Source organism: Aquabacterium sp., assembly GCF_036279655.1.
GTDB lineage: Bacteria > Pseudomonadota > Gammaproteobacteria > Burkholderiales > Burkholderiaceae_C > Aquabacterium.
Genome location: NZ_DASUIT010000042.1, coordinates 42,512 through 58,541, shown reverse-complemented (window position 1 = coordinate 58,541; position 16,030 = coordinate 42,512). Strand labels below are relative to the sequence as shown.

13 protein-coding genes are annotated in these 16,030 nt (G+C 64.6%); 12 read left to right on the top strand and 1 reads right to left on the bottom strand.

Annotation, left to right across the window (positions count from 1 at the left end):
* Positions 1 to 148: 148 nt before the first annotated feature.
* The 4 genes from VFW84_RS04580 (at position 149) to VFW84_RS04565 (ending at position 4,928) form a co-directional block, all read left to right on the top strand.
* Positions 149 to 2,824, top strand: a complete 2,676-nt coding sequence (locus VFW84_RS04580; RefSeq protein ID WP_329679254.1) for a phospholipase effector Tle1 domain-containing protein — start codon at positions 149 to 151, stop codon at positions 2,822 to 2,824.
* The gene (locus tag VFW84_RS04575; protein ID WP_329679253.1) at positions 2,821 to 3,534 is read left to right on the top strand and encodes a hypothetical protein; all 714 of its coding nucleotides are present in this window, start codon (positions 2,821 to 2,823) and stop codon (positions 3,532 to 3,534) included. The genes VFW84_RS04580 and VFW84_RS04575 overlap by 4 nt, the downstream gene beginning before the upstream one ends.
* Positions 3,535 to 3,944: 410 nt before the next feature.
* Positions 3,945 to 4,592: a hypothetical protein gene (locus tag VFW84_RS04570; RefSeq protein WP_329679252.1), complete on the top strand. Its 648-nt coding sequence runs from the start codon at positions 3,945 to 3,947 to the stop codon at positions 4,590 to 4,592.
* Positions 4,593 to 4,727: 135 nt separating this feature from the next.
* Positions 4,728 to 4,928: a hypothetical protein gene (locus VFW84_RS04565; RefSeq protein ID WP_329679251.1), complete on the top strand. Its 201-nt coding sequence runs from the start codon at positions 4,728 to 4,730 to the stop codon at positions 4,926 to 4,928.
* A gap of 84 nt (positions 4,929 to 5,012) precedes the next feature.
* On the opposite strand, the gene VFW84_RS04560 is transcribed toward VFW84_RS04565, so the two are convergent.
* Entirely contained in the window at positions 5,013 to 6,824 is a 1,812-nt protein-coding gene (locus tag VFW84_RS04560) for a PKD domain-containing protein (RefSeq protein WP_329679250.1), read from the bottom strand.
* A gap of 195 nt (positions 6,825 to 7,019) precedes the next feature.
* On the opposite strand from VFW84_RS04560, the gene VFW84_RS04555 reads away from it, so the two are divergent.
* The 8 genes from VFW84_RS04555 to VFW84_RS04520 all read left to right on the top strand — a co-directional run bounded on the left by VFW84_RS04555 (position 7,020) and on the right by VFW84_RS04520 (position 15,866).
* On the top strand, positions 7,020 to 7,253 hold the full coding sequence (locus VFW84_RS04555) for a hypothetical protein (protein WP_329679249.1): 234 nt from the start codon (positions 7,020 to 7,022) through the stop codon (positions 7,251 to 7,253).
* 15 nt (positions 7,254 to 7,268) lie between these two features.
* Positions 7,269 to 8,051, top strand: coding sequence for a DUF692 domain-containing protein (locus VFW84_RS04550; protein ID WP_329679248.1), 783 nt, complete (start codon positions 7,269 to 7,271; stop codon positions 8,049 to 8,051).
* Positions 8,024 to 8,299: a putative DNA-binding domain-containing protein gene (locus tag VFW84_RS04545; protein ID WP_329679247.1), complete on the top strand. Its 276-nt coding sequence runs from the start codon at positions 8,024 to 8,026 to the stop codon at positions 8,297 to 8,299. The genes VFW84_RS04550 and VFW84_RS04545 overlap by 28 nt, the downstream gene beginning before the upstream one ends.
* Positions 8,259 to 8,759 carry a DoxX family protein gene (locus VFW84_RS04540; protein ID WP_329679246.1) on the top strand — a complete coding sequence of 167 codons (501 nt, stop codon included), beginning with the start codon at positions 8,259 to 8,261 and terminating at the stop codon, positions 8,757 to 8,759. Before VFW84_RS04545 ends, VFW84_RS04540 begins: the two co-directional genes overlap by 41 nt.
* Positions 8,756 to 9,331, top strand: a complete 576-nt coding sequence (locus VFW84_RS04535; RefSeq protein ID WP_329679245.1) for a sigma-70 family RNA polymerase sigma factor — start codon at positions 8,756 to 8,758, stop codon at positions 9,329 to 9,331. The genes VFW84_RS04540 and VFW84_RS04535 overlap by 4 nt, the downstream gene beginning before the upstream one ends.
* A complete protein-coding gene (locus VFW84_RS04530; RefSeq protein WP_329679244.1) occupies positions 9,325 to 9,522 on the top strand; it encodes a hypothetical protein in 198 nt (65 codons plus the stop codon). The genes VFW84_RS04535 and VFW84_RS04530 overlap by 7 nt, the downstream gene beginning before the upstream one ends.
* Positions 9,523 to 9,555: 33 nt before the next feature.
* The gene (locus tag VFW84_RS04525) at positions 9,556 to 12,222 is read left to right on the top strand and encodes a cation-transporting P-type ATPase (RefSeq protein WP_329679243.1); all 2,667 of its coding nucleotides are present in this window, start codon (positions 9,556 to 9,558) and stop codon (positions 12,220 to 12,222) included.
* Positions 12,223 to 12,368: 146 nt separating this feature from the next.
* On the top strand, positions 12,369 to 15,866 hold the full coding sequence (locus VFW84_RS04520) for an MASE3 domain-containing protein (protein ID WP_329679242.1): 3,498 nt from the start codon (positions 12,369 to 12,371) through the stop codon (positions 15,864 to 15,866).
* Positions 15,867 to 16,030 lie beyond the last annotated feature (164 nt).

Here is a 16,030-nt window from a genome sequence, read left to right as displayed (position 1 = left end):
GGATGCGCTGGGGCGAATCACCCGGCACGTGGTAAGCCGCCCGGGCCAGGCCGAGCAGGTCACCACGCTGCGCTACAAAGGGCCCTGGCTGATCGATGTCGTGCATCCGCACGAATCCGAGCACCTGAGCTATGACGCGCTAGGACGCATGAGCACACGCACGGTGCGCCGTCAGCACCTCAGCTACACGGAGCGCCTGGCATACGATGCAGCTGACCGGGTGACCCGCCATGATCTGCCGGAAGGGGGATCGCTGCGCTATGCATGGGGTGTTGGGCGTGTGCTTCATGCCATCGAGCATGACAGCGGCACGATCACGGCCCTGCTGGGTGAGCCAGTGAGCCAGTGGCTGGGCTGGGGGCGGCGCACCATCATCGAACCTCTGCCATCTCAGCCAATGGCCAGCACGGCTGCAGCCAGTTCAGCGGCCAGTGCAGGCAGCAGCCCGCAAGCCAGGCTACAGGCCGCTGCGATGGCCCAGCGGGGCTATCGCTGGGGCAATGGCGTGGAGCTGCGCTGGAGCCTGGATGCACGGGGGCGACTGACGACCATGCGCTATGTGGGTGCTCCCCGGCCTATGGCTTGGCTCGATGCTTGGCTGCCCAGCGCACAGGCGGCCAACGAGCCCAGCCTGATCGATCTGTCGTATGACTATGACGCCTGGGGCCGCATGAGCGTACGCGCGCAAGACGGGGTCAAGACCCAGTTCGGGTACGACGCGCTGGGCAGGCTGCTGCTGGCGCAACCCGGAGATGCTGAGGCGCAGCCAGGCTCACCGGTGGAGTACTACGCTTACGCCCGGGGGCACCTGATGGCCAGCAAGGTACAAGGGCGCGACACCGATTGGCGCAAGGTCAAGACAGATCGAGGCCTCAGTGGCCTGCCCAGCCGCATCGAGACATCACAAAGCGTGCGTGCGCTGAGCTACAGCCCGGACAACCGGCTGATCGAGGTCAGTCAGGGGCGAGAGGTGCTGGCGCGGTATGCACACAACACGCACGGCCAGCGCATCAACAAGGCTGTGGGGGCCTTGAACACGGCCTACTTGTGGCACCAGGGGCAATTGGTGGGAGAGACGGTGCCGCAGCCACAGCCACAGACGAAGCAGGCAACACCCCAGGCCCAGGCGTGGCTGGCTCGTCGCTACGTGTATGCGCACGGCGTGCCGGTGGCCGTGCTGGATTACAGCAAAGGGGCAGCGCTGGAGGCTTGGGGCAGCGATGCAGACAATAGCGCCTGGCAAAAGGCGATGCAATGGGCGCAAGTGTTGTGGCGCGCCTTGACCACCGAAGCACCCGAGCTGAGCTATGTGCACGCCAACGAAATCGGTGCTCCGGTGGCGGTCACGAACGCGCAAGGACAGGTGCTTTGGCGGGCCAGCTACACCGCCTTCGGGCAGCTCGATCCGGTGCGGACCCAGGGCGTAGCCAAGCCCTTCGTGCTGAACTTGCGCCTGCCCGGCCAGTACTTCGACGCCGAGACCGGCTGGCACGACAACGGCCTGCGTACCTATGACCCGCAACGGGGGGAGTACCTGGAGCCTGACCCGCTGGGGCCGCTGCCCAACAGGGCCTCAGGCCGCCTGCTCACGCAGCCCTATGCCTATGCCAACCACAACCCGCTGATCTATGCCGATCCCTCCGGGCTCATTTTGTTTGCGTTTGATGGGACAGGGAACAGTGATCCCGGGCTCAATGGCGCAGGGGTCTCGAATGTGGTCAGGTTCCGAAACTTATATGAGCCGTCAAGTGTGAATCGCAGATACTACATTTCAGGCGTGGGAACGGTGGATCGAAGTGATCCCACCAGGCCCATCGATCCTGCGCAACATGTTCCGCTGCCCAGCTTGGGGAGCTTACCTGCATGGATGGTCGCCCTGGGGCCGACGACGCAGGATGGTGCTGGCAACTTCTCAGGTAGGGCGCGGATTGATCGCATGGTGGAGTATTTCAATCAAGCTGCGACCATTGCGCCCGACAGCGAAGTCATGGATGTTGACATCATCGGGTTCAGTCGAGGGGCAGCTCAGGCTCGCGAATTCGCCAACCGAATTGTGACCAATACGGTCAATGGATACTATCGCTACTCCGTCAATGGAGTCGCTAGGTGTCAGAGGGTCAACTACCGGTTCATGGGCTTGTGGGATACCGTGTTGAGCACCGATTTGGCGCCAGGACCGAGCTACCGGTTGAGCATTCCCGATCAGTTTGCCTATGTTGCGCAGGCAGTGGCACTCAACGAGCACAGAGGTGGCGCGAACTCGGTGGGCTTGGGGCGCTCATTGGTCAATTCGTACGGGAATTTTCCTTTGGAATCCATCATGGCAGGCATGTCTAGTACAGCACCAGTGACGGGCAGGGTAAGAATAGAAAGGGGCTTTTTGGGCGCGCACAGTGATATAGGCGGTGGCTATCTGGCCGGTCAGGATCAGTTGTCCCTAGTGGCCTTGGCATGGATGGTGAATCAGGCGACCGCCGCGGGGGTGCAAATGGGGCGCACGCCAGAGATCATCATTGACAGGCCAGTTGTTCATGACCCCAGCGACAACCAATATGCCCGGGACAGTAATAAGCCGTCATTGGTCAATGAGGATCGTCAGGTGCACTATATGGGCGGAAGCACGGCCACGCAAAAGCAGATGGTTGGGACGGGGATGACCTATCAAGATACCCTCGGATTCATTGAGTTTAGACCGGGGGCAGTGTCACCTGGCCTCACGATCGCGCCAAAACCTGCAGATCACTCCGTGGGGCATGTTCGCATGGAGGAGTATCTTGCTTGGTTGAATAACCATGGCTACGGATTGAGGATGCGTGTGCAATGAACAAAAGAGAGACATTCAAGATTGGACGGTCGGCTGGCTTGAGCCATCTACAGCAGGGCGCGGAACGGCGAGCCTTTTTAGGCCTGACTGCAGGCGTTGTGATGTTGCCTGCTTGCGGTCGGCAGTTCAGCGCAGATGAAAGGTTGGCGCATAAATTCCGGGGGATTGGTGGAGTGGTGCTATGGATTCATGCCATACCTCACAAGACCTATGTTCAAGTAACGGATGAAGGAGGGCGTGTGCTTACTGCTCCGGCCGGTTTGGGATCGGGGGGGGATGTGCTTTCGTATATGGGACCGAAGTTTCCTATTCCGCGATCAGTTCGTGCAGTATGGAAGGTCGGATCCCACTCAGCATGGGGGCCTGATGGCAACATCGCGTGGGAAGGCGGAGAGGCAGCCGGTGACTACACAATCCCCGTGGCTGAGCGCATTCCCGAGGATGTTTTGGACGATATCCGTGCCAATGGCGGCGCCTTGCGCATCAAATTGCGCATCAAGGACGATGGAATTCTGCTGGGCTGGGACATCGAGCGCGGTCGGCCGATCCCGGTCGCAGAGGCGCGTCGATGTGGCGATGAATGCGTCCGTGAGCTGATCTATGAGAAGGCAGGTGGCGACTTCAGAGAGGCCACAATCGAGAACGGTCGAGTGGTGCAGCCCGGTTGGTACCTAGACTCCTCAGGTCGCAAGGTTGAAACCCAGTTGTGATGGGATCATGTGTTGTCCTGGCCTCAAACAGCGCAACTTTGGTGATGTGGTGTGCGAATGGGGCGATGATTTGGATCAATACAACCGCTGAGCGCGCCAGGATCTCATCGTGCAGGACGAGGCCGGCAGGCACTAAGACTGGGCACGGCGCGACGGCCGCATACAGCGGTTCGGTGCGCGAGGGTTGCTGGAGCGATCTGGCTGGTGCCGCATCCCCAGTGGCTCAGTTTTCGATCGACGTCAACACGCGATGCGCTGGGGCGAATCACCCGGCACGTGGTGAGCCGCCCGGGCCAGGCCGGGTAGGTCACCACGCTGAACTACAAGGGCCCCTGGCTGAACTGCACGATCAATTGAGTGCGTGAAACGCAGGCGCAGCCTTCATAGATGACGACAAGCAGGAACAACGAATGATCAACAACCGTCTCAAGTGGATTGGGCTGTGGCTGGTATTCAGTATGGCGATGCTGTGCGCAGTTACCGCGTGCCACAGCAAGCCCCCCGGTCCGGGCATGATCCTGAAGTTTGGCAGTGTGATCGAGGGCAAAAGAGTATATGTTAAGTCTTCCAAAACGACCAACGGGCAGCCCTTCAGTAACCCTGGGTCAGTGGGGGGCGTGGGCACCAGCAAGTGGGGGTCATGGCGGCATATTCCTGCTGCAGTTGAAGCAGCCTCCGGCGATGGCCGTGACCTGCCCGAATGGGTGGAGTTTGTTTGGCAGGAGCTTGAATACCCCGGGCTGCAGCCCGCTGATTTCCCTAGTGATGAGGCATATAGAAAGCATGTTCGGGAAGAGTTTTCTAGCGCATTGATCAAGACCCAGCGCCTGGAAATCAAAAGCCGCGTTCCACAAGACGTAGTGGATGAAGTCATCGAATCCAAGCGCCATGCCTCCAGAGGATCAGTAGCTGAAAAGTCTTTTTGGGTGTTCATCTTCTGGACCCCAGAAGGCATCAAGATGCGCTGGCAATTGCGTTATGACCCTGGCCTGAAGCAGCGCAATTTTGGTGATGTGGTGCGCGAAGGGGGCGATGATCTGGACCAATACAACCGCTGAACGCGTCAGGATCACATCGTGCAGGGCGAGGTCGGCAGGCACTAGCAATGGACACGGCGCGACGGCCGCATACAGCGGTTCGGTGCGCGCCAAGTCGCAAATCGACCAGGGACTACTTGAACCAAGGTGACGAAGATGCCCACCAAGATTGATCACGACGAAAGCGAACTTCTGGATGCCTTTGAACAGGGGCAACAGAAGCCCGTCGCAACGAAGAGCGAATTGGCCAAGTTCAAGGCAGCGGCACGAGCCACCGCTTTGAAGAACAGGCCGCCTGACGGAGCGCCCTGCAGCAAGTCGGCAAGCGACGAAGCCCCTGACGTCCAAAAACGGTAGCTGACTGAGCGCTTTGGCCATGCCAAAGACGCCCAACGGGTGCTTTGCACGCGGATGCCAAGATGGGCTGCGCCCACCTTCCCCTCAACGCTCCAGCGCCCCCAGATCCCCGCGCCCACCTCGGGGCGCACGCGGCGCGGCCTTGAACGCCGCATCCAGCTGGAACAGCACCGGGTGCTGCTCTGCCGCTGCGGGCAGTGCCGCTGCCACATCCACCACGGCGCTGCCCGCCAGCGGCATCAGGGTGGCGGGGTCCACCGGCAGCACCGGCCCCGACAGCAGTTGCGCCGTGCCATTGAGCTGGCCGCCCACCGGGTGCCAGGGGTCTGAATCCATCCAGCCCGCGCTGACCCAGTTCACGCCCAGGTTCACGATGCCGCCCGAGGTCCAGGCGCTGCCCACTTCCGAGCCCATGCGCAGGCGGGGGTAGGGGTTGGCAGGGTCGAAGCTGATGATGTTGTTGAAGGCCTCGACACGCTCTTCGGTGGTCGACACCTGGAACAGCGCAGCAAACTCGGTGCCCGTCACCTGCACGGTGTTGTTGAAGAAGTAGAGCACGCCCTTGCGGTAGATGGGCTCGCCCCAGCCGTCATCGGGGTTGGCGCCATAGTGGTCGCCCCCGTAATGGATGACCGAGCCCGTGTTGCCGCTCTTGACGATCTGGTTGCCATAGACCCAGGTGCTGCGGTAGGCCGGCAGCGCGGTGGCCGTGGCCGGGAAGTCCTCGGCCTCGACCAGGTCGATGGCGTGCGCGCCTTCTTCGATGCGGTTGTAGCGCACCACCGTGCCGGCCGATCGGTCCTTGATGGCATTGCCGCCCGCACCCGGCCGCTGCGGGCCGATGTGGTTGAACTCGAAGACGATGCCGTTGGCGGCGGTGTAGATGTCGTGCATGTGGTCGTCGCCCACGATGCCATTGCCATGGATGCGGTTGCCGGTGATGCGCAGGTCGGTGCTCACGGCAAAGTCGCCGTCGTCGGTGGACTTGGCATACAGGCCGTTGGTGCAGTCGTGGATCTCGTTGTCGGCGATCACGACATGGTGGCCACGGTCGATCCACAGGCAGGCGCCAAAGGCCTCATAGGGTTTGACGGCGCCACTGGCATCGGTGAAGGTGTGGCTGGGGTGGGCGCCACGGATCTCCAGCCCGTCAACGATGATGTAGCGCGGGTAATCCTGCCAGGCCTGGCCCGACAGGGTCTTGATGACCAGCACGCTGCGGCTCTGGTGCAGGGGGTGGCCGTACAAGGGGGCCAGCGCCGCGCGGGTGGTGGCGCCGTCACCGTCGATGATGGGGCGCTCGCCGTTGGCGCCCTTCACGCCGCACACGCGCACGGGCTGTTCGGCCGTGCCTTGCGCAGCGATCAGGATCTTGCCGCGCCAGGGTTCGGCCCGGTGAAAGATGCGCACGGTGTCGCCCGCCTGCAGGGCCTCCCAGGGCACATCGTTCAGCGAGGCCAGTTGCCCCGCCTGGGTGCCAACCTGGTAGTCGCGGCCTTGGCCGCTGGGCTCGCAGGCGCCGGGTTGCACACTGGCGGTCCAGGGGGCCGGTGCGCTGCGCGGTGCGCGGACCGTGAAGGTGCCCTTGCTCACATAGGCCTGGCCCCACTGGCGGGTGCTGGCGTCCACCACCGACAGGGTCACCTCGTAGGTGCCCGGCTCGGCATAGCGGTGTTGCGCGGTCTTGCCCGAGGCGGTGTGGCCATCACCGAAGTCCCAGCGGAATTCCTCCATGGTGGCTTCCTTGGCCGCGAACTCGGGCAGCATGCGCGCCTCGAAGGTGGTGTCGGTCTGGGGGGCGATCTCGGCCGGGGCCACGATCTCGGCGACGGGGTCGCAGCCCGCCAGAACAAAGGCGAGCAGCAGGCTGCTCAGCACGGTCAGCCAACGGGCCATGGTGCAACTCCTGGGATTTGTGTGTGGGCGCCAGAATAGCGCGGCCTGGTCCAGGCACACCCCCCTTGGGCAAGCGGTTTGTGTGACGACTGGTTTCAAAAATATTTTTGGCCCACCTTGTCAGGATTCGATGGCCTGGCCCGACTGAGTCACTGTGCACGCTGTGATTGCACGCTCAACCCTGAGGACATCACCATGAACCTGAAATCCATCGCCACCCTGGCCGCTGCCCTGGTCGCCACCTCTGCCTTTGCTGCGGGCGCCCCCGACAAGAAGTGCGGCGCAGGCACCTGCGGCAAGAAGGAGTCCGCAGCCAAGAAGGCCTCGGACGCCGCCAGCAAGGAGGCGTCTTGTTCCAAGAAAGAGGCCTCTTGCTCGAAGAAGGAAGCCTCCTGCTCCAAGAAGGACGCGTCCTGCAGCAAGAAGTGATCAAGGGGTGATGCCATGGCAGGACTGGGTTACCGCCGCGAGATGGCCGACTGGGATCTGTCGGCCGTGCAGGCCGATTTTTTCGAGGTGGCGCCGGAGAACTGGGTGCATCGCGACCGCGAGCCCCTGCACCGGCTGATCGCATCGGGGCGTCCCGTGCATCTGCACGGGGTGTCGCTCAACCTGGGTGGCTCATCACCGATCAACGCCCACTTCTTGCGCGAGGTGCGCGCCTTGATGGACGATCTGGGCGCGCAGCACTACTCCGACCATCTGGCCGCCAGTGGTGACGCGCACCAGCTCTATGACCTGTTCCCCATCCCGTTCACGGTGGCCGAGGTGCTGCGCGTGAGTGACCGCATCCGCCAGGCGCAGGATGTGCTGGGCTGCCGCATGGCGGTCGAGAACACCACCTGGTATGCCAATGTGGGCGACATGCCGGAGGCCGACTTTGTGTCGGCCGTGGCCGAGCGGGCCGATTGCGCCATCTTGCTGGACATCAACAACATCGCCGTGAACCACAAGAACCATGGGGGCCATGACCTGGCCGCCTATGTGGCCCGGATCGACCCGGCCCGCGTGAGCTATCTGCATGTGGCCGGGCATGAGTTCGATGAGCGCTTCGGGCTGTACATCGACACCCACAGCCAGCGTGTCGAGCCGGACACGGTGGCCATGGCGCGCGAGCTGCATCGTGCCCATGGCCTGCCCATCTTGCTGGAGTGGGACAACGATGTGCCGACGCTGGAGACCATCAACCGGGAGCTGGCATGTCTGACGCCTTCTACGACTACGTGAGGGGCCGCACGGATGTGGTCCCCAGCGGGTACGCCGAGCCCGGCATGCGGGCTTACCGATACCTGGTCTATCTGGGCGCCAGCCAGATGGTGGAGGCGCATTTCCCGGCGGTGCGGGCCGAACTGGGCGACGACGCCTGGCGCCTGCTGATCGAGGACTTCGTGCGCCAGTCGCAGTGGACCTCGCACTACTACGGAGACCTGAGAGATGAATTCGTGGCTTACCTGGCGCGCACAACAGGTGCGTGAGCTCTTGAACGATCTGGGCCTGCTGGCCTTGCGCCTGTGGGCCGGGCAGGAATTTCTGCTGGCGGGCTGGACCAAACTGTCGGGCGGCTGGCAGGCCCCCGAGTGGTTCGCGGGGCTGGACTTTCCGCTGCCGCTGAACGCGCTGCCGCCGGACCTGAACTGGCTGGCCGCCGGGGTGGGCGAGGTGGTGCTGGGGCTGGCCCTGCTGCTGGGCCTGTGGAGCCGGCTGGCGGCGCTGGGGCTGTTGTTCATCACCTATGTGGCGGTCTACACGGTGCACTTCGACCTGGGCTGGGCGGGCTGGAACCAGATCGACACCGAGGCGGGGCAGGGCTTCAAGGTGCCCCTGATGCTGGCCATCATGTTGTGGACGGTGCTGACCCAGGGCGGTGGACAATACGCGCTCGATGCCTGGCGCGGCCGGGCCCGGCCATCCTCCCCTTTGACCCCGAGCACATGAGCGCATCCCTGGATCTGGACCAATGGGCCCGCCAATGGCGCGGCCCCATGCTGCGGTTTGCCCAGTTGCACCTGCAACCCCGGGAAGAGGCCGAAGACGCCGTGCAGGACGCTCTGGCCGCCGTGCTGACGGTCAAGGCCGACACCCTGGCGCAGGGCGATCCCAAGCGTTACCTGTTTGGCATCCTCAAGCACAAGATCACCGACCGCCTGCGCCTGAAGTACCGGCCCGAGGTGGGCTACAGCGAGGCCTTTGTCGACGATCTGGACGAGGTCCTGTTCAATGAGCGCGGGCACTGGGTCGATGGCGTGGCCCCGGCGGGCTGGGTCACCCCCGAGGCGCAACTGCAGTCCGACCAGTTCTTCGCCATCGTGGACCTGTGCGTGCAGAAGCTGCCGACCAAGCCGGCGCGGGTCTTCAGCATGAAGGAGCTGCTGGAGTGCGAGGCCGACGAGATCTGCGCCACGCTGGGCCTGAGCAAGGCCGACTACTGGCAGTGCATGAGCCGGGCGCGCAAGCAGATCCAGCTGTGCCTGAGCCAGAACTGGTTTGAAGGAGCCGCCGCATGCTGACGTGCAAGGACTACATCTTCAAGCTCACCTCCGGGCAACTGGAGGAGGCGGGCACCGTGGAGCGCCTGTGGGCGGTGCAGCACCGCATGGTGTGTCGCCATTGCCGGGCCTTCACGCGCAACGATCAGCGCCTCGATGACATCATGCAGGCGTATAAAGAGCAGTTGAGCAAGACACCTGACTCGACCTGAGGCCGAGGGGGTCTGCCTCAAGGGAGCATGGAGATGTCGGGCGACGAACACCTGGCCCACTTGTCGGTGGCCGAGGCTCTGGCCAGTCTGGAGACCTCCGAGCAGGGCCTGAGCAGCGCGGAGGCGGCACGCCGCCGCCAGGAGTACGGCGGCAACACCCTGGTCGAGGTCGCCGTGGAGGCGCCCTGGCGCGGCATCCTGCGCGAGTTCACGCACTTCTTTGCCATCATCCTGTGGGTGGCGGCGGCGCTGGCCGGGGTCTCGGAGTGGCATCAGCCCGGCGAGGGCATGTGGCAGCTGGGTGTGGCCATCGTGGCGGTGATCCTCGTCAACGGCAGCTTTTCTTACATTCAGGCCTACCGGGCCGAGCGCGCCATCGATGCCTTGCGCGATCTGCTGCCCCAGCAGGTCAAGGTGATGCGCGACGGGCTGCTCACCCCCTTGCCCGGCGATGCACTGGTGCCGGGCGACATCGTGCTGCTGGAGGCGGGTGACAACGTGCCGGCCGATTGCCGGCTGGTGGCGGCCACCGATCTGCGCGTGAACAGCTCGACCCTCACGGGGGAGGCCCTGCCCCAGGCGCGCCACCCGGAGCCGGACACCGCTCACCCCTCCGTGCTGGAGCGGCGCAATCTGCTGCTGGCGGGCACCTCCCTGGTGTCCGGCGAGGGGCGGGCGGTGGTGTTTGCCACCGGCATGCGCACCGAGTTCGGGCACATCGCCCACCTGACCCAGTCGGTGCAGAAGTCCAGCTCGCACCTGCAGGATGAGATCCGCCGCCTGTCGCGCCTGGTGGCGCTGATGGCCACCGGGCTGGGCCTGTGCTTCTTTGCCGTGGGCTGGGCCCTGGGCCTGCCGTTCTGGGCCAACCTGACCTTTGCCATCGGCATCATCGTGGCCAATGTGCCCGAAGGCCTGCTGCCCACGGTGACCCTGTCGCTGGCCATGGCCACGCAGCGCATGGCCCGGCGCCACGCGCTCATCCGCCATCTGCCGGCCGTCGAGACGCTGGGCGCCACCACGGTGATCTGTACCGACAAGACGGGCACGCTCACCCGCAACAGCATGGTGGTGCGCCAGCTCTACCTGAACCATCAGTTCGCCGACGATCATCTGCAGGCCTCGGTGCCCGGGGCGCAGCACCTGCTGCGCAATGCCGCCATCTGCCACAGCCTCAAGCTGGGGCATCAGGAGGGGCGGCCGGTGTGGCTGGGGGATCCGATGGAGGTGGCCTTGTCCACCTTTGCAGCACAGACCCAGGTCTTTGACGACATGGTGGTGAGCGAAACCCTGGCCTTTGACAGTGACCGCCGCCGCATGTCGGTGGTCGTGCGCCGCGATGGCGCGCGCTGGATGTACTGCAAGGGGGCGCCCGAAGTGGTCCTGCCCTTGTGCGATGCGATCGAGCATGAAGGCCAGACACGGCGCCTGGAGGCAGCCGACCGGCAAGCCGTGCTGGCCGCGCAGCAGGCGATGGCCGGCCGGGGCCTGCGCGTGCTGGCCTTTGGCTGGCGCCTCCTGCACGAGGGGGAGGCGCCGCACGAATCCCGTCTGGTGCTCTCGGGCCTGATCGGCCTGTACGACCCGCCACGTGCCGAGGTGCCCGAAGCCCTGGAGCGTTGCCGCACGGCGGGCATCAAGGTCATCATGGTGACGGGCGACCACCCGCACACCGCGCTGGCGATCGCGCGCGACATTGGCCTGGTGCGTGGCGAGCAGCCGCGCGTGATCCTGGGCGAATCGCTGCGCCACATGGCCCCGGCCCAGTTGCAGACCGTGCTCAAGGCGCCGGAGATCCTGTTTGCGCGGGTCACCGCCGAGCAGAAGGCCCTGGTGGTCCAGGCGCTCAAGAACAAGGGCGAGATCGTGGCCGTCACCGGGGACGGGGTCAACGACGCCCCGGCCCTCAAGTCCGCCCACATCGGCATCGCCATGGGCATCGCGGGCACCGATGTGGCCAAGTCGGCCGCCGACATGATCCTGCTGGACGACAACTTCGCCAGCATCGTCAACGCGGTGGAGGAGGGCCGCGCCGTGTTCGAGAACGTGCGCAAGTTCCTGACCTACATCCTGACGTCGAACATCCCCGAGCTGATTCCCTACCTGGCCTACATGCTGCTGGCCATTCCGCTGCCCTTGACCATCATCCAGATCCTGGCGGTGGACCTGGGCACGGACATGCTGCCGGCCCTGGCCCTGGGGGCCGAAGAGCCCGACCCCGCCGTGATGAAGCGCCCGCCTCGGCGCGCTGACGAGCGCCTGCTCACCTGGCCCTTGCTGGCGCGGGCCTACCTCTGGCTGGGGCCGATGCAGGCGGTGATCGCCTTGAGTGCCTTCTTCCTGGTCCTGAACCTGGGGGGCTGGCAGTTCGGCCAGGCGCTGGACCTGCGCGATCCCCTGTACCTGCAGGCGACCACGGCCTGCCTGGCGGGCATCATCTGCGCCCAGGTGGTCAATGTGTTCGTGTGCCGCCACCCCGTGCAGGCGGCCTGGTCCTTCCCCCTGGGGCGCAACCGCCTGTTGCTGGCGGGCGTGGCGGCCGAGGTGCTGCTCCTGCTGCTCATCGTGTTCACCTGGCCCGGGCAGGCCGTGTTTTCGACCTGGCCCTTCCCGCCGGTGGTCTGGGGCGTGATCGCCCTGATGGCGCTGGCCTTTGGCCTGCTGGAGGAGGGACGCAAGGCCCTGGCCCGTCGCCTTTGATTCAAGGAAATCGGATGCCGGGGTGTTGGTCTCAAGGTACAGCTTCTGTCAGGCCAGGCCCCGCAATTGGCCGGACAGTGGGATAGTTGACAGACGACTCACATCATCAGGGCGGCCTTCAGGCCAGCATCGCGAGAATCTGCTCCATGCACCTCATGACTCAGCACGCCGCTGCCACGCCAGACGGGGCTGTCTCCAGTGACAGCCTCTGGAGCCTTGCCTGGCGTGCCCTGGGGCCTCCGACCTTGCTGGCGGCGCTTGTCTGGTGGGCGGCCGACATCGGTTATCTGTTTTCGCACACGCTGGCCGAACTGCTGTCCATGGTGGTGGCAGGCACGGCGCTGGTGGTGGCCTCCACCTCGGTGCATTTCACGCGCAACCACTTCGTGGTGCTGGTGTCGGTGGCCATTGGCTGGTGTGCGGGTCTGGATCTGCTGCACACGCTCACTTTTCAGGGCATGCGCCTGCTGCCCACCGACAGCGCCAACCCCGCCACGCAGTTCTGGGTGGCCGCCCGCTTCATGCAGGCGGTGGCCCTGGTGCTGGCCCCCTTCATGCTCACCCGATCGATCCGCATGGTCTGGCTGCATCTGGGTTTTGGCAGTTGGAGCGTGCTGTGCACGGCCCTGATCGCCGCGCAACGGTTTCCTCAGGCCTATGTCGATGGCCAGGGGCTGACGCCGTTCAAGATCTACACCGAATACCTGATCATCGCGCTGCTGGGCCTGGCGCTGTGGAGCTTTTGGCGGCACCGGGCCTTGATGTCGAAGCGCCTGCTGTTGAGCATGAGCGTGGCGGTGCTGGCCATGATGGCCTCGGAGCTGGCTTTCACGGTTTACGTGGGCGTGTATGCCGGTGCCAATATGGCGGGGCATCTGCTCAAGATCTACGCCTACTGGTTCGTCTATGTGGCCCTGGTGCACGACACCTTGCGCGAACCCTTCAGCCTGCTGTCGCGTGCAGCCAGCACCTACGATGCCGTGCCCGATCCCACCTTGATCGTTCGCTCCGATGGGCTCATCCAGCAGGCCAATCGTGCCGCAGCATCCTACCTGGGGTGCCCTGCGGAGCAACTGGTGGGGCAGTCCAGCCATGCTCTGCTGCACGACGCCGCGCTCCGCCAGACGGATTGTCCGGTGTGCACACGCTTGCGCCAGCCCGGCCCGGGCTTCCTGCTGGAGCTGGAGCTGTCCAATCGGCGGGCCATCGAGGTCCACATGGCGCCTTTTGCGACGGTGGGTGGCGGGGGCCAGGCCTGGGTGCAGGTGGTGCGAGACATCTCGGAGCGTCGGCGACTGGCCCGTGAGCGCGAAGCGCTCCTCCATGATCTGGGTGAGCGTGTCAAGGAGCTGCGCTGCATGTACGCGGTGTCGGAGTTGACCGATCGACCCGACATCCAGATGTCCGCCTTGCTGCAAGGCCTGGTGGAGGTGCTGCCCGCCGGTTTCGTGCTGCCGCAGCATCTGTGCGCAGCTGTGGAGGGGCACTGGGGCCACTTTGGTGTGGACTTGCCGGGCACGCTGCCGCAGTGCCACCTGGTGGCTGCTATCGAGCATGCGGGTCACGAGGTCGGCCACATCCAGGTCTGGTATCCCGATGCGCTGGACGACCCGCAGGCGTGTTTCCTGCCCGAGGAGCAGGTGCTGATCCAGAACATCGCACGGCATGTCAATGAGGCCATCCAGCGGCAGCAGTCTGCCGAGCGCATTCAGCGCCTGTCCTATCTCTACGAGATGCTCAGCGCGACCAATCGGGCGGCCGCACGATGCCATGATCAGGCGGAGCTGCTGGGCGCCTTGCGCGATGCCTTGCTGGCACATGGCACCTTCCCGATGTTGTTCATTGCCCTGGTCGACGAGGCCGATGGCGTGCTGCGCCTGACGCATCACCATGGCATCCCCGAGCAGCGTCTGGGGCAACTGCAGGCCAGCCTGAGTGATCCGGACAGCCCGCTGGTGCCTGCCTTTGCCGCCGTCCAGCGTGGCGAGGTGATCTACCTGGCCGTGCCGCCTGCGGTGAGTCAGGATCCCGCCATGCCGATGGACGACTTCCACCACTGGGTGCATTTCCTGTCGGAGCAAGGCATCGAGCAGCGTGCCTTCATGCCCCTGATGTGCCAGGGTCAGTTGTTCGGAGTGGTGGGGCTGTACCCCGGTGGTCTGGCGTCCATGGATGCCGAGCAGATGCGCCTGCTGGAGGACATGTCCTCGGACATCGGCGTGGCCCTGGATCGTTTTGAGATGGAGCGCCGCCGACAGCAGGCCGAGGACACGGCGCAGCGCATGGAGCATCGCTTCCGGGAGGTGTTCCGCGCCTCACCCTTGCCCATGCAGATCGTGTCGGTGCCGGAGGGGCGGCTGCTGGCCGTCAACGAGGCGTACACGCGCTGGCTGGGGTATGAGCTCAGCGACCTCCCGACCGTGACGCACTGGTTCGAGCAGGCCTATCCCGATGCCGACGTGCGTGCCGATCTGGCCAGGCACTGGCAGCACAGCCTGGAGGAAGCCCGCCGCGAGGGGCGCGCCGTGCAGTCACCGGAGCTGACCTTGCGCTGCAAGGATGGCAGCACCCGCATCGCGCGTGGCACGGTCACCGTGGTCAATGACGATGCCATCGTGGCCTGGATCGATCTCACCGACATGCACCGCAGTGCGCAGGCCCTGCGTGACAGCGAACAGCGCTTTCGGGGCATGGTGGAGCAGACCATCAGCGGCATGTACGTGCGCCGTGATGGCCGCTTCATCTATGTCAACCCGAGGTTCTGCGAGATCATTGGCTGGTCGGCCGAGGAGTTGGTGGGGCGGGACGTGCTGGAGTTCACGACGCTCGACCCTGAGAACATCGACCGCATCAAGCAGGCCTGGCGCGAGCTGCATACCTCGGAGTCCCAGAGCGTGGCCTACAGCGTGCCCATGGTGCGCAAGGATGGGCAGATCATCGAGGCGGGCCTCAAGGCCAAGGTCATCCTCTGGGATGACGGCCTGCCTGCCACCATCGTGATGGCGCAGGACATCACCGAGCGCAAGCGGGCCGAAGACCAGATCGCTGCCTATGTGAAGCAACTGGAGGGCTCGATGCGGGGCACCTTGCAGGCCGTCTCCAACATGGTGGAAATGCGCGACCCCTACACGGCGGGTCACGAGCGTCGGGTCGGCCTGCTGGCCCGCGACATTGCGCGCGAGATGGGGTGGGATGAATCGCGCTGCCAGAACCTGGAGTTGATGGGGCTGGTCCATGACATCGGCAAGATCGCCGTGCCTTCGGAGATCCTGACCAAGCCCACTCGTCTGTCGGATCTGGAGATGGCCCTGATGCGGGGGCATGCCCAGGCGGGCTACGAGATCCTCAAGGACGTGCCCTTCCCTGCGCCGGTGGCCGAGATCATCCGCCAGCACCATGAGCGCATGGATGGCAGCGGCTATCCCCAGGGCCTGAAAGGCGATCAGATCCTGCCCGAAGCGCGTGTGCTGGCCGTGGCCGATGTGCTGGAGTCCATGTCCTCCCACCGCCCCTACCGACCGGCGGTGGGCATGGATGCGGCGCTGTCCGAGGTGGTCAACAACCAGGGGCGGCTCTACGACCCCGACGTGGTGGCCGCTGCCGTGAAGCTGGTCAAGGAGCGTGGCTACGTCTTGCCTGCCTGAGCCCTTGAGGGTGCACTGCAATATATTTCACACGCGATGCCCGATCGGGTGTACCATGGGCTTTGTAGGCATACACAAGGACCGTCTTGCTCGAGGTCTCTCTTGGTTTACCTGCCCCCAAGGCAGGCGCTCTCAGGTTTGAATTTCCCAGGTGATCTTCTTGC

Coding starts and splice junctions, on each gene's coding strand:
- VFW84_RS04565 (WP_329679251.1), top strand. CDS start 4,728: ATGCCCACCAAGATTGATCACGACGAAAGCGAACTTCTGGATGCCTTT.
- VFW84_RS04520 (WP_329679242.1), top strand. CDS start 12,369: ATGCACCTCATGACTCAGCACGCCGCTGCCACGCCAGACGGGGCTGTC.
- VFW84_RS04540 (WP_329679246.1), top strand. CDS start 8,259: ATGAATTCGTGGCTTACCTGGCGCGCACAACAGGTGCGTGAGCTCTTG.
- VFW84_RS04570 (WP_329679252.1), top strand. CDS start 3,945: ATGATCAACAACCGTCTCAAGTGGATTGGGCTGTGGCTGGTATTCAGT.
- VFW84_RS04575 (WP_329679253.1), top strand. CDS start 2,821: ATGAACAAAAGAGAGACATTCAAGATTGGACGGTCGGCTGGCTTGAGC.
- VFW84_RS04550 (WP_329679248.1), top strand. CDS start 7,269: ATGGCAGGACTGGGTTACCGCCGCGAGATGGCCGACTGGGATCTGTCG.
- VFW84_RS04530 (WP_329679244.1), top strand. CDS start 9,325: ATGCTGACGTGCAAGGACTACATCTTCAAGCTCACCTCCGGGCAACTG.
- VFW84_RS04535 (WP_329679245.1), top strand. CDS start 8,756: ATGAGCGCATCCCTGGATCTGGACCAATGGGCCCGCCAATGGCGCGGC.
- VFW84_RS04525 (WP_329679243.1), top strand. CDS start 9,556: ATGTCGGGCGACGAACACCTGGCCCACTTGTCGGTGGCCGAGGCTCTG.
- VFW84_RS04560 (WP_329679250.1), bottom strand. CDS start 6,824: ATGGCCCGTTGGCTGACCGTGCTGAGCAGCCTGCTGCTCGCCTTTGTT.
- VFW84_RS04545 (WP_329679247.1), top strand. CDS start 8,024: ATGTCTGACGCCTTCTACGACTACGTGAGGGGCCGCACGGATGTGGTC.
- VFW84_RS04580 (WP_329679254.1), top strand. CDS start 149: ATGAGCACACGCACGGTGCGCCGTCAGCACCTCAGCTACACGGAGCGC.
- VFW84_RS04555 (WP_329679249.1), top strand. CDS start 7,020: ATGAACCTGAAATCCATCGCCACCCTGGCCGCTGCCCTGGTCGCCACC.